This is a genomic window from Streptomyces sp. 3330, assembly GCF_031456635.1.
Lineage (GTDB): Bacteria > Actinomycetota > Actinomycetes > Streptomycetales > Streptomycetaceae > Streptomyces.
Window position 1 is genome coordinate 158,774 of record NZ_JAVDVA010000001.1, and the last position, 12,832, is coordinate 171,605.

Consider the following 12,832-nt stretch of genomic DNA (forward strand, 5'->3'; position numbering starts at 1 on the left):
GGGTTCTGCGGGCTTCCGGATCGGTCGGACCGCGGATCCGCAGGACCGCGGTTCCGTAAGCCTTCGGTTCCGCACAGAGCGACGGCCGCGACAAGGGAGTCAAGCCATGGACATGACCCTAGAGGTGATCCTGCTGCCGGTGTCCGACGTGGACCGGGCCAAGGAGTTCTACCGCGACAAGGTCGGCTTCCACGTCGATCTCGACGGCGAGGTCATGGAGGGCGTGCGCATCGTCCAGCTCACCCCGCCCGGCTCCGGCTGTTCGATCGCCCTGGTCGACGGCCTCCAGGTACCGACGGGCACCCCGCAGCCGGGCACCTACCACGGCATGCAGCTCTGCGTGACGGACGCGAAGGCCGCGTACGAGGAACTGACCGCCCGCGGCCTGGACGTCACCGAACCCCAGCAGTTCGCCCCGCAGGACGGAGCGACCTTCATGTACTTCAAGGACCCCGACGGCAACGGCTGGGCGATCCAGGAGTACCGCCGCAGGGAGACGGAACCCCTGCACCAGGTCCTGGCGAACCTGACGGCCCGGTAAGGCTCCCGGCGAGGCGGGGGCAGTCCGGGGGGCCGGTGCCGGGAGCCGGCAGGCCGGTGCGGCCCGCAACCCGCAGCACGCGCCGGGGCCGGCGGTCCACGACCGTCGGCCCCTCGTGTCGTCGTGGCGGGACACCCGCCCCCGGCCGCGCCTACAGCACCGGCAGGTTCTTCCGCAGTTCGAAGGCGGTGACCTCGGAGCGGTACTCCTCCCACTCCGCCTTCTTGTTGCGCAGGAAGAAGTCGAAGACGTGCTCGCCGAGGGTCTCGGCGACGAGGTCGCTGCGCTCCATCAGGCTCAGGGCCTCGCCGAGGTTCTGCGGGAGGGGCTCGATGCCCATCGCGCGGCGCTCGGCGTCGGACAGGGCCCAGACGTCGTCCTCGGCGCCCGGCGGAAGCTCGTAGCCCTCCTCGACGCCCTTGAGTCCGGCGGCGAGGAGCATGGCGTAGGCCAGGTACGGGTTGGTGCCGGAGTCGAGGGAGCGGACCTCGATGCGCGCGGAGCCCGTCTTGCCGGGCTTGTACATCGGCACGCGGACGAGCGCGGAGCGGTTGTTGTGGCCCCAGCAGATGTACGACGGCGCCTCGCCGCCCGCGCCGGCCGTGCGCTCGGAGCCGCCCCAGATGCGCTTGTAGGAGTTGACCCACTGGTTGGTGACGGCGGCGATCTCGGCGGCGTGCTTCAGCAGACCGGCGATGAAGGACCGGCCGACCTTGGAGAGCTGGTACTCCGCCCCCGACTCGTAGAACGCGTTGCGGTCGCCCTCGAAGAGGGAGAGGTGCGTGTGCATGCCGCTGCCGGGGTGCTCGGAGAACGGCTTCGGCATGAAGGTCGCCTGGACCCCCTGCTCCAGCGCGACCTGCTTCATGACCAGGCGGAACGTCATGATGTTGTCGGCCGTGGAGAGCGCGTCGGCGTAGCGCAGGTCGATCTCCTGCTGGCCGGGGGCGCCCTCGTGGTGGGAGAACTCGACCGAGATGCCCATCGACTCGAGCATGGTGATCGCCTGGCGGCGGAAGTCCATGCCCACGTTCTGCGGGGTGTGGTCGAAGTAGCCGGAGTTGTCGGCCGGGGTGGGGCGCGAGCCGTCGGTCGGCTTGTTCTTCAGCAGGAAGAACTCGATCTCGGGGTGCGTGTAGAAGGTGAAACCCAGGTCGGAGGCGCGTGCCAGGGCGCGCTTCAGCACGTACCGCGGGTCCGCGAAGGACGGTGAGCCGTCCGGCATCAGGATGTCGCAGAACATGCGGGCGGTACCGGGGGCCTCCGCGCGCCAGGGCAGCACCTGGAAGGTGGACGGATCCGGCTTGGCGATCATGTCGGACTCGTAGACCCGGGCGAAGCCCTCGATCGCGGAGCCGTCGAAGCCGATGCCCTCGTCGAAGGCCTGTTCGAGCTCGGCCGGGGCCACGGCGACGGACTTGAGGAAGCCCAGCACGTCCGTGAACCACAGCCGTACGAACCGGATGTCGCGCTCCTCCAACGTCCGGAGCACGAACTCCTGCTGCTTGTCCATCTTCCGCTTCCCCATCCTTGCTGGTCAGGCCGCCTGTCTCCCGTCCCACGGAGAGGCGGTCGGGCACCCGAGCATCACACCACAACACCATTTCATGCGCGTTGCCGACCATGATCGCCTCGGCGACCCGGGTCTGAACGCCTCCCGTCCGGCAGATGTACTGCCGCACGCACGGCGGGCGTGCTGCTCTGCTGCCCATCTTGCCTGCTCGCACCGTCATCCGTAATGCCCCACCCCCCTCAGTACCCCCGCGGCCATTTAATTTGCATCTCAGATGCAAGTTTAACTAGCGTGCCGGACAGCAGAACACCGAGTGAGCCCCGAGGAGCCCCGATGCTGTCCGAACAGTCCGCCGCCACCGTCCGCGCCACCCTCCCCGCCGTGGGAGCGGCCATCGGCGAGATCACCGAGCGCTTCTACGCCGGCCTCTTCGCGGCGCATCCCGAGCTCCTGCGGGACCTGTTCAACCGCGGCAACCAGGCGGCGGGCACCCAGCGCCAGGCGCTGGCGGGGTCCATAGCCGCCTTCGCCACGCGACTCGTCCGGACCGGCAACCCTCCGCAGGACCGTCCGCAGGACCGTCCGGACGCGATGCTCACCCGTATCGCCCACAAGCACGCGTCCCTCGGCATCGCGCCCGAGCAGTACGAGGTCGTCCACGAGCACCTCTTCGCCGCCATCGCCGACGTCCTGGGCGAGGCGGTCACCCCCGAGGTCGCCGCCGCCTGGGACGAGGTCTACTGGCTGATGGCGAACGCGCTGATCGCGATCGAGCGCCGCCTCTGCGAGGAGAGCGGGGGCGACGCGTGGCGCGCGTGGGAGGTCGTGGAACGCGTCCGGGAGACCGAGGACGTCGTCACCTTCGGTCTGCGCCCGGTCGACGGCGCGCCGGTGCGGGACTTCCGCGCGGGCCAGTACGTGTCCGTCCGCGCGCAACTGCCCGACGGAGCACGCCAGATACGGCAGTACAGCCTCTCCGGCGCACCGGGGGCCGCCGTGCGCCGGATCAGCGTCAAGCGGGTGCCCGGCGGGGCGACGACACCGCAGGGCGAGGTATCGAACCACCTCCACGCGCGCGTGCGGGAGGGCAGCGTGCTGGAGCTCTCCGAGCCGTACGGCGACCTGGTCCTCGACGACGCCGCGGGGACCCCGCTGCTCCTCGCCTCGGCCGGAATCGGCGTCACCCCGATCGTGGCGATGCTGGCCCACCTCGCCGCCGCCGGCCACGACGCGCCGGTCACGGTCGTCCACGCCGACCGCTCCCCCGCGGACCACGCCCTGCGCGTCGACCACGAGGCCTACGCGGCGAAGCTGCCGGACGCCTCCGTACACCTCTGGTACGAGCGGGAGGCCCCGGCGCACGCCCGGACCGGGCTGGCCGACCTCACGGACGTCCCCGTCCCGCCGGGCACGCGCGCGTACCTGTGCGGTCCGCTGCCGTTCATGCGGGCGGTGCGGGCGCAGCTGATCGAGAAGGGGGTCGCCCCGGCGGACGTGCACTACGAGGTGTTCGGCCCGGACCTGTGGCTGGCCCGAGCCTGAGCCGCCCCCGCCCGCCCCTCAGCCGGCCCCTCGCCCCCCGCTCCGCCCGGTCCGGCTCAGCCCCAGGCGCGCGACGGGCTCCGCGTGACGACCGGACTGAGGACGCGGGGGCGCGGCCGGACCGCGGCCGGGGCACGGCACGGGCGGGCCGGCTCAGTACGGCCGCGGTATCTCGTGCGCGGCCAGCGCGGCGGCGTAGCGCTCCAACAGGGCGTCGAGGCCGGTCAGGAGGAGCCCGGCGGTGTCGCGGGCGTCGCCCAGGTCACCGCGGTCGCACGCCTCCACCAGCTCGGCCATGTCGGTGCGGAGGATGTGCAGGGAGTCGCCCTGCACCAGCACCCCGGGGAAACGTCGGCCGGGCAGGCGGACTACGGCGTTGTTGCCACCGTCGGTGAACAGCTCTGCTTCGATGCGTTCCATCGGGCCATCCAATCCGGCCCGGCGACGCGGCGACAACCGCATTGCCGGGGGAAAGCGTGAAGGACGGGACGGGCGGGGCGGACGGGACCCGGAATCGGTGGCTCGCGTCGGCGGGTCGGAGCAGGGATCCCCCGCCACGGCGACGCCGGTGGGGTCAGGCCGGTCCCGAGATCCCCAGCAGCAGCGGTCCCGTCGGTTCCGCCACGATGTCCGCGACCGTGATCGGGTCCAGGGACGCGAAGAACGCCTCCTGGGCCCGGCGCAGGGCGCCGCGCAGTCGGCAGGCCGAGGCCAGGGGGCAGGGAGTGGCGCCCTCGCAGTCGACGACGTCGCCGTCCCCCTCGAAGGCGCGGACCACCGTCCCGACGGAGGCGGCGCGGCCCCGGTCGGTGAGGGCCAGGCCGCCGCCCCTGCCGCGACGGGCCTCCAGCAGCCCCATGTGCTGCAGCTCCGCCACGACCTTGGCCGCGTGGGTGTAGGGAACCTCCATGGCGGCCGCCACGTCACGGGTCGTCGGGGTGGCCTCCGGGGTGTCGCCCGCCACCGCGAGTCGCATGAGGACGCGCAGTGCCAGGTCGGTGGATCGCAGCAGCCTCATGAGAGGAAGCGTAGATAATGCGTATCTCCCGTTCAAATTACCTCCCGCCGGCCGCCTTCCTCTCTTGGCCGTGACCGGTCTACGACTTTCCCCGTCTCCCCATTACGATCAGCGGACTCGCACACCCCGAGCACCCCGACCGTCCCGCCCCTTTCCCCAGAAGGACAGGCCTCATGGGTTCCGCCGAAAAGACCGGCAGCGCGGCGCGCAAGGCGCGCATAGAGGAGATGCGGCGGGCCGAACAGGGCCGGGAGCGGCGCAACCGGCTGCTGGTGATCGGCGGCAGTGTCGTCGCCGTGGTCGCGCTGGTCGCCGGTGGCGTGTTCGTCGTGAAGTCGCAGTCCGGGGACGACAAGGACACCGCCGCCGACGGCAAGGCGGCCTCGGGCCGCTTCGTCACCGGTTCGGACGGGGTCAGGACGTGGAAGGGCACACTCGGGCGCACCCACGTCACCAAGACCGTGAAGTACCCGACCGAGCCGCCCGTCGGCGGGGATCACCACCAGGTCTGGATGAACTGCAACGGCGACGTCTACACCAAGGCCCTCGACAACATGAACGCCGTGCACTCGCTGGAGCACGGCGCGGTCTGGGTGACGTACACCAGCAAGGCGAGCAAGGCCGACGTCGACGCCCTCGCCGCCAAGGTCAAGAAGACGCCCTACACGTTCATGAGCCCGGACGACGCCCAGGCCGACCCGATCATGCTCACCGCGTGGGGTCACCAGCGCACGGTGACGAGCGCCGGCGACGCGAACGTGGACGCGTTCTTCGAGAAGTTCGTGCAGGGCGAGCAGACTCCCGAGCCGGGCGCCGCCTGTACGGGTGGTCTGCCGCAGTGAGGTACGCCGGAGTGGCGGTGGCCGTGGCCGGAGTGCTCGTCGCCGCCGGGGCCGTCACCTACTCCGTCGCCGGGGACGGCGCGGCGGACACCGCGGCGCCCGCCGCCGGCTCCGCCGACGCCGGGTTCGCCCGGGACATGGCGGTGCACCACCAGCAGGCCGTCGAGATGTCGTACATCGTGCGGGACCGGACGGCCGACGAGGACGTGCGGCGGCTCGCCTACGACATCGCGCAGACGCAGGCGAACCAGCGCGGCATGCTGCTGGGCTGGCTCGATCTGTGGGGACTGCCGAAGGTGTCGTCGAAGGCGCCGATGAGCTGGATGGGCATGGCCGACATGGCCGACGGCGAGGACGGCGCGCTGATGCCGGGCATGGCGACCAACACCGAGCTGAAGAAGCTCGGGACGCTGAACGGCAAGGCGGCCGAGGTGTTCTTCCTGCAACTGATGACCGCGCACCACCAGGGCGGTATCCACATGGCCGAGGGCTGTGTGGACAAGTGCGCGGTCGGGGTGGAGAAGCGGCTCGCGCAGGGCATGGTCGAGGCGCAGCAGTCGGAGATCGCCCTGATGACGGACATGCTCGAAGCCCGAGGGGCCAAGCCGTAGTCGGCCCTCCCCCGCGCCAACCCCTAGGGTTTTCCCTCGATTTCACGGACGTATCCGTCAAATCCGGTCAGCAAGCGGTCACTTGGACGCTTCTTGGTATGCGCATTCCCCTGGCATGAACGGTTCATCGCCAGAGTGGCCGACACGCCGAGTGATCCACTCGCGTCGAACCACATACAGGGGGTCCTATGAGATCCAACCGCGCCGCGCTGCGCGCCGGAGCGAGCATGGCGGCGACACTGCCCATGATCGCCGGTGCGCTCGCGCTCGGCATACCCGCCGCGCACGCCGCGGACGGCCCGGCCCGCGACACACTGGCCGGGACCAGGCCCGCGTGGGCCACGGCCAAGGCGGACAAGGGCTCGACCTCGGACAGCGCCCAGGTCTCCGCCCGCGTCTACCTGGCGGGACGTGACGCCGCCGGCCTCGCCGCGTACGCGAAGGCCGTGTCCGACCCCGCCTCGCCCGCCTACGGCACGTACCTCTCCGCCCAGCAGTCCCAGGCCCGCTTCGGCGCGACCGGGGTCCAGGTGGCGGCGGTCAGGTCGTGGCTGACGGCGGCCGGTCTGAAGGTCACCGGCACGACCCGGCACTACGTGTCGGTCAGCGGCGAAGTCGCCGCCGTCGAGAAGGCGTTCGGCACCCAGCTGCACAACTACAGCAAGGGGGGCAGGACCTACCGCGCGCCGTCGAAGTCGGCCTCGGCTCCCGCGAGCCTGGACGGCGCCGTCCTGACCGTCACCGGCCTGGACAACGCACCGCACAAGGCCGCGTCCAAGGACCAGCTCCCGCCGCCGGACGCGGTGTTCAAGAACTCCGGGCCGTTCTCCTCGTACTACGGCTCCACCACCGCGAGCACCCTTCCCTCGGCCTACGGCAAGAAGATCCCGTACGCCGTGCAGGGGTACACCGGCAAGCAGCTGCGGGCCGCGTACGGCGCGGGCGGCTACACCGGCAAGGGGGTGCGCATCGCCATCACCGACGCGTACGCCTCGCCGACGATCGCCTACGACGCGGCCACCTACGCGAAGGCGCACGGCGACGCGCGCTGGAAGACCGGGCAGCTGACCCAGGTCCTGCCCTCGGGCTACACCCGGACCGAGGAGTGCGGGGCGGCCGGCTGGTACGGCGAGGAGACCCTCGACGTCGAGGCCGTGCACGCGGTCGCGCCGGCCGCGGACGTCACGTACGTGGGCGCCGCGTCCTGCTACGACGACGATCTGCTCGACTCGCTCAGCAAGATCGTCGACAACCATCTGGCCGACATCGTCTCCAACTCGTGGGGCGACATCGAGGCCAACCAGACGCCGGACCTCGCGGCCGCCTACGACCAGGTCTTCCAGTTCGGCGCGGTCGAGGGAATCGGTTTCTACTTCTCGTCCGGCGACAACGGCGACGAGGTCGCCGACACCGGCACGAAGCAGGTCGACACCCCGGCCGACTCCGCGTGGGTGACGGCGGTCGGCGGCACGTCGCTGGCGGTCGGCAGGAACGACACGTACCTGTGGGAGACGGGCTGGGGCACCGACAAGGCCTCGCTGTCGGCCGACGGCAAGAGCTGGACGGACTTCCCGGGCGCGTTCACCTCGGGCGCGGGCGGCGGCACCAGCAGGACCGTCGCCGAGCCGTACTACCAGAAGGGCGTCGTCCCGAAGGCGCTCGCGACGGCCAACAGCGCCGCCGGCAACCGCGTCGTCCCGGACATCTCGGCGATCGCCGACCCGAACACGGGCTTCCGGGTCGGCCAGACCCAGACCTTCCCGGACGGGACCGAGCAGTACAGCGAGTACCGCATCGGCGGCACCTCGCTGGCCGCGCCGGTCATCGCGGCCGTGCAGGCCCTGGGCCAGGAGGCGCGCGGCGGCAGGGCGATCGGCTTCGCCAACCCGTCGATCTACTCCCGGTACGGCTCGCGGGTCTACCACGACGTCACGGACAACCCGACCGGGTCCGGGCTCGCGGTCGCGCGCGTCGACTTCGCCAACGGCTACGACGCGGCGGACGGGCTGCTGACCTCCGTGCGCAGCCTCGGCAAGGACAGCTCGCTGTCCGCCGTGAAGGGCTACGACGACGTCACCGGCGTGGGCACGCCCGCGAAGGGTTACGTGGAGTCGTACCGCCGGCGCTGAGTCGGTCGCACACCGCCGCGCCGCACACCGTCGCGGACGGGTCGCACCCGAGGGGGCGTGGGGTATCCGACACCCCGCGCCCCCCATCGCGTCGCATTGACGATTACACTGATGCGCGTGCCTCAACTTCGTCTCGCTCTGAACCAGATCGACTCGCGCGTCGGCGACCTCGTCGGCAACACCGAAACGATCCTCCGCTGGACCCGGCACTCCGCCGAGCAGGGAGCGCATCTCGTCGCGTTCCCGGAGATGGCGCTGACCGGGTATCCCGTCGAGGACCTCGCCCTGCGCTCCTCCTTCGTCGAGGCCTCCCGCACCGCCCTGCGCGAACTCGCCGTCCGTCTCGCCGACGAGGGCTTCGGCGAACTGCCGGTGGTCGTCGGCTACCTCGACCGGTCCGAGAGCGACCGGCCGAAGTTCGGCCGGCCGCCCGGCTCGCCGCGCAACGCGGCGGCGGTGCTGCACGGCGGTGAGGTGGTCCTGACCTTCGCCAAGCACCACCTGCCCAACTACGGCGTCTTCGACGAGTTCCGCTACTTCGTGCCGGGCGACACCATGCCGGTGCTGCGGGTGCGCGGGATCGACGTGGCCCTCGCGATCTGCGAGGACCTCTGGCAGGACGGCGGCCGGGTCCCCGCGGCACGCTCCGCCGAGGCCGGTCTGCTGCTCTCCATCAACGCCTCCCCCTACGAGCGCGACAAGGACGACACCCGTCTGGAGCTGGTCCGCAAGCGGGCCCAGGAGGCCGGCTGCACCACCGCCTACCTCGCGATGACCGGCGGGCAGGACGAGCTGGTCTTCGACGGCGACTCGATCGTCGTCGACCGCGACGGCGAGGTCGTGGCACGGGCGCCGCAGTTCTCCGAGGGCTGCGTGGTCCTGGACCTCGAACTGCCCGCGGCCTCGGCCGACGCGCCGACGGGCGTCGTGGACGACGGGCTGCGCATCGACCGCGTCGTGGTGTCGCAGGACCCGGTCCCGGCGTACGAGCCCGAGCTGAGCGGCGGGTACGCGGAGCGGCTGGACGACGCCGAGGAGGTCTACTCGGCGCTGGTCGTGGGCCTGCGCGCGTACGTCGCGAAGAACGGCTTCCGGTCGGTGCTCATCGGGCTGTCGGGCGGCATCGACTCGGCGCTCGTCGCGGCGATCGCGTGCGACGCGGTCGGAGCGGAGAACGTGTACGGCGTGTCCATGCCGTCGAAGTACTCCTCCGAGCACTCGAAGGGCGACGCGGCGGAGCTGGCGCGCCGGACGGGTCTGAACTTCCGCACGGTCCCGATCGAGCCGATGTTCGACGCGTACATGGGCTCGCTCGGCCTGACGGGTCTGGCGGAGGAGAACCTCCAGTCGCGGCTGCGCGGCACCCTGCTGATGGCCGTCTCCAACCAGGAGGGCCACATCGTCCTCGCCCCCGGCAACAAGTCGGAGCTGGCGGTCGGCTATTCGACCCTGTACGGCGACTCGGTCGGGGCGTACGGCCCCATCAAGGACGTCTACAAGACGTGGATCTTCCGGCTCGCGGAGTGGCGCAACCGCGCCGCGGCGGAGCGGGGCCAGACGCCGCCGATCCCCGAGAACTCGATCACCAAGCCGCCGAGCGCGGAGCTGCGCCCCGGGCAGGTCGACACCGACTCGCTCCCGGACTACCCCGTGCTGGACGCGATCCTCGAGCTGTACGTCGACCGGGACCAGGGCGCGGACGCGATCGTCGCGGCGGGCTACGACCGTGAGCTGGTCGTCAAGACCCTCCGCATGGTGGACACCGCCGAGTACAAGCGGCGCCAGTACCCGCCGGGCACGAAGATCTCGGCGAAGGGCTTCGGCAAGGACCGCCGTCTGCCGATCACGAACGGCTGGCGCGAATCGGTGTGACGGCCGCCCTCCGGGGCGCCGAGGCCGGTCGCGACCGGGGTGCGCGGCACCTCCGGCGTGGCGCGGCGCCCCTGAGGTGATCGTGCGGAACGGCGGCCGCGGTGCGGCCGGGTCCGGGATCGTCCGGAGTCTTCGGGCGGTCCCATCGGGCGCGGGCCCGTCGCCGGGGCCGACTCGCTCCTCGAAGCGCTGCCCGCGGCCCTCGGCGGCGGGCGCCGCGACGGCGGGGTGAGCATCGGGGCCGGCATCCCGCAGCGGAACGGTCCTCCGCGACCTCCGGCACGGCCGGCAGACGGACGCCCCCCACCGGACACCCCCCACCACCGGGTCCCAGCACCGCATACGGCCGTCACCGCCCCGATCGGCGGCCCGCCGACACCCGAACCGGCCGCTCCGCCGACTTCCGCAGAACGCCCCGCCGACACCCGTACGCCCTCCGCGGGGCTGCGGACCGACACGGCCTGCGCCGCGCTCTCGACATTTACTCTGCGCGCAGATAATCTATGGACACATCATCTGGTCGAGGAGGCCCGCATGTGGGAGTACGAGCACAGCATCGAGACCGGCGCCACGCCCGAGGCGATCTGGGCTCTGTGGGCCGACGTGCCGACCTGGGGCACCTGGAACGCGGAGATCGAGAAGATCGAGATCGACGGCCCGTTCGCGGAGGGCGCGCAGATCACCATGACGCCGCCCGGGGACGACCCGATCGTGCTGCGCGTCGCCGAGGCCGTCGAAGGCGAGCGGTTCGTCGACGAGGCCCGCTTCGGGGACCTGCTGCTGCGCACCAGCCACCGGATCGACCGCCTCGACCGGAGCCGGACCCGGGTGGTGTACCGGATGGAGATCACCGGCACCGGCGCGGACGAGATGGGCCCGCAGATCGGCCCGGGCATCACCGCGGACTGGCCCGAGACGATGGCCGCGCTGGCCGGGCTGGCTCTGCGCTGATGCCGCTGAGCCCCGGCGAGAGCCCCGGATTCCTGCTGTGGCACGCCACGCTGCGCTGGCAGCGCGACATCGCCGCGGCCCTGGCCCCTCTGGACCTCACCCATGTGCAGTTCGTGCTGCTGGCCTGCACCTGGTGGTTCAACGCGCAGGGTGAGCACCCCAACCAGCTGACGCTGGCCCGCCAGGCCGGCACCGACGTCAAGATGACGTCCCAGGTGCTGCGCACGCTGGAGCACAAGGGGCTCGTCGAGCGCGAGGTGGACCCGGCCGACACCCGCGCCAAACGGCTGCGCGTCACCGAGGCGGGCGCCGACCTGGCGCCGCGCGCCATCGCCGCGGTCGAGCAGGCCGACGCGCGGTTCTTCCGGCCGGTGTCCGTCGCCGACGCGACGGCCCTGCTCGGCCGTCTGGCCCACCCGGAACCCTGAGACGCCGTCCCCCGGCGTCCCGGGTCACCGGGAGCGGCCCCGCCCGCCGGAGGGCGTCAGTGGCGCACGCCCGCCTCGGCCGTCCGCGGCACATGCGTCGCGACGACGCGCTCGCGGCCGGCCGTCCGCGGGGCGCGGCGCGCGTCGACCGCGGCCGCGGCGCCCGCCACGGCCAGGCCCAGGGCGGCCAGTGCCGCTCCCGCCAGCGCGGGCGAGGTCACACCGAGGCCGGCCGTGAGGGCCAGGCCGCCGAGCCAGGCGCCGCCCGCGTTGGCCATGTTGAAGGCGGCCTGGTTGGCGGAGGAGGCCAGCGACGGGCCCGCGGCCGCCTTCTCCATCACCATCAGGTTGAGCGGCGAGCCCGTCACGAACGCCGCCACGCCCAGCAGGACCACGGCGAGCGCACCGCCCCACGCCGTCGTCATCAGCAGCGGGAAGAAGGCCAGGACGACCACCAGGGAGGTCAGGCCGCCGAACAGGGTGGGGCGCATCGCGTGGTCGGCGAGACGCCCGCCCAGCAGGTTGCCGATCGTCGCGCCGACGCCGAACAGGGCGAGCAGCAGCGTCACGCTGGAGTCGCCGTAGCCGGCGGAGTCCGTCAGCATCGGGGTGATGTAGCTGTAGGCGGAGAACAGGGCGCCGAAGCCGGCCACCGTCGTGCCGAGGGCCAGCCACACCGGCAGCGACCGCAGGGCCGCCAGCTCGCGGCGCAGCCCCACGGCGGGCGCCTGCGCGTGGTCGCGCGGGATCAGCAGGGCCAGCGAGGCGATCGCCGCCAGGCCGATCACGCTGACACCGAGGAAGGTCGCGCGCCAGCCGAGCTGCTGTCCCATGAGGGTGGCGACGGGGACGCCCGCGATGTTGGCGACGGTCAGGCCGAGGAACATCAGCGACACCGAGCGGGCCTTGCGCTCCGGGGCGACCAGGTTGGTGGCCACCACCGCGCCGACGCCGAAGAAGGCGCCGTGCGGGAGACCGCTGAGGAAGCGGGCGGCCAGCAGCGAGTCGTACCCGGGGGCGAACGCCGACAGGGCGTTGCCCACGACGAACAGGCCCATCAGGGAGATCAGGACGGTCCGGCGGGACATCCGGGCCGTGACCGCGGCCAGCAGCGGCGCGCCGATGACCACGCCGAGCGCGTAGGCCGAGACCAGGTGTCCGGCCGTCGGGATCGCGACATGCAGGTCGTCCGCGACATCGGGCAGCAGGCCCATCATCACGAACTCCGTGGTGCCGATTCCGAAGGCACCCACGGCCAGGGCGAGCAGGGCCAGGGGCATGAGGGACACGCCTTTCAGGGAGAGGGGTTCCGTTCAGCATACGGGTCGTATGTTCAAGTACGGAACAAAGTCTCCCCGGCCCGCTATTCCGGCGAGCGACGCCCT

The 12,832-nt window shown here is 72.0% G+C and carries 12 protein-coding genes; 8 read left to right on the forward strand and 4 right to left on the reverse strand.

Annotated elements, in window-relative coordinates; translation table 11 throughout:
• The first annotated feature begins 106 nt into the window (after nucleotides 1–106).
• Nucleotides 107–541, forward strand: a complete 435-nt coding sequence (locus J2X68_RS00700) for a VOC family protein (RefSeq protein ID WP_310430415.1) — start codon at nucleotides 107–109, stop codon at nucleotides 539–541.
• A 151-nt stretch (nucleotides 542–692) separates the two neighbouring features.
• Here the strand turns inward: J2X68_RS00700 and J2X68_RS00705 are convergent, their stop codons facing one another.
• Nucleotides 693–2,054: a glutamine synthetase family protein gene (locus J2X68_RS00705; RefSeq protein WP_142263893.1), complete on the reverse strand. Its 1,362-nt coding sequence runs from the start codon at nucleotides 2,052–2,054 to the stop codon at nucleotides 693–695.
• Between the two features lie 333 nt (nucleotides 2,055–2,387).
• On the opposite strand from J2X68_RS00705, the gene J2X68_RS00710 reads away from it, so the two are divergent.
• A complete protein-coding gene (locus J2X68_RS00710; protein ID WP_310430416.1) occupies nucleotides 2,388–3,596 on the forward strand; it encodes a globin domain-containing protein in 1,209 nt (402 codons plus the stop codon).
• Nucleotides 3,597–3,749: 153 nt separating this feature from the next.
• Here the strand turns inward: J2X68_RS00710 and J2X68_RS00715 are convergent, their stop codons facing one another.
• Both J2X68_RS00715 and J2X68_RS00720 read right to left on the reverse strand, forming a co-directional pair.
• A complete protein-coding gene (locus tag J2X68_RS00715) occupies nucleotides 3,750–4,016 on the reverse strand; it encodes a DUF6959 family protein (protein WP_310430417.1) in 267 nt (88 codons plus the stop codon).
• Between the two features lie 154 nt (nucleotides 4,017–4,170).
• Nucleotides 4,171–4,614, reverse strand: coding sequence for an Rrf2 family transcriptional regulator (locus J2X68_RS00720; protein ID WP_310430418.1), 444 nt, complete (start codon nucleotides 4,612–4,614; stop codon nucleotides 4,171–4,173).
• 173 nt (nucleotides 4,615–4,787) lie between these two features.
• Here J2X68_RS00720 and J2X68_RS00725 point away from each other — a divergent pair, with 173 nt between their 5' ends.
• The 6 genes from J2X68_RS00725 (at nucleotide 4,788) to J2X68_RS00750 (ending at nucleotide 11,447) form a co-directional block, all read left to right on the forward strand.
• Nucleotides 4,788–5,456, forward strand: coding sequence for a DUF3105 domain-containing protein (locus J2X68_RS00725; protein ID WP_310430419.1), 669 nt, complete (start codon nucleotides 4,788–4,790; stop codon nucleotides 5,454–5,456).
• Nucleotides 5,453–6,067, forward strand: coding sequence for a DUF305 domain-containing protein (locus J2X68_RS00730; RefSeq protein WP_310430420.1), 615 nt, complete (start codon nucleotides 5,453–5,455; stop codon nucleotides 6,065–6,067). The genes J2X68_RS00725 and J2X68_RS00730 overlap by 4 nt, the downstream gene beginning before the upstream one ends.
• 188 nt (nucleotides 6,068–6,255) lie before the next feature.
• Nucleotides 6,256–8,196 carry a S53 family peptidase gene (locus J2X68_RS00735; protein WP_310430421.1) on the forward strand — a complete coding sequence of 647 codons (1,941 nt, stop codon included), beginning with the start codon at nucleotides 6,256–6,258 and terminating at the stop codon, nucleotides 8,194–8,196.
• 117 nt (nucleotides 8,197–8,313) lie between these two features.
• Nucleotides 8,314–10,068, forward strand: coding sequence for an NAD+ synthase (locus J2X68_RS00740; RefSeq protein ID WP_310430422.1), 1,755 nt, complete (start codon nucleotides 8,314–8,316; stop codon nucleotides 10,066–10,068).
• 534 nt (nucleotides 10,069–10,602) lie between these two features.
• Entirely contained in the window at nucleotides 10,603–11,019 is a 417-nt protein-coding gene (locus J2X68_RS00745) for an SRPBCC family protein (RefSeq protein WP_310430423.1), read from the forward strand.
• Nucleotides 11,019–11,447, forward strand: a complete 429-nt coding sequence (locus J2X68_RS00750; RefSeq protein WP_310430424.1) for a MarR family transcriptional regulator — start codon at nucleotides 11,019–11,021, stop codon at nucleotides 11,445–11,447. The genes J2X68_RS00745 and J2X68_RS00750 overlap by 1 nt, the downstream gene beginning before the upstream one ends.
• Nucleotides 11,448–11,503: 56 nt before the next feature.
• Here the strand turns inward: J2X68_RS00750 and J2X68_RS00755 are convergent, their stop codons facing one another.
• On the reverse strand, nucleotides 11,504–12,727 hold the full coding sequence (locus J2X68_RS00755; RefSeq protein WP_310430885.1) for an MFS transporter: 1,224 nt from the start codon (nucleotides 12,725–12,727) through the stop codon (nucleotides 11,504–11,506).
• Between the last annotated feature and the right edge of the window lie 105 nt (nucleotides 12,728–12,832).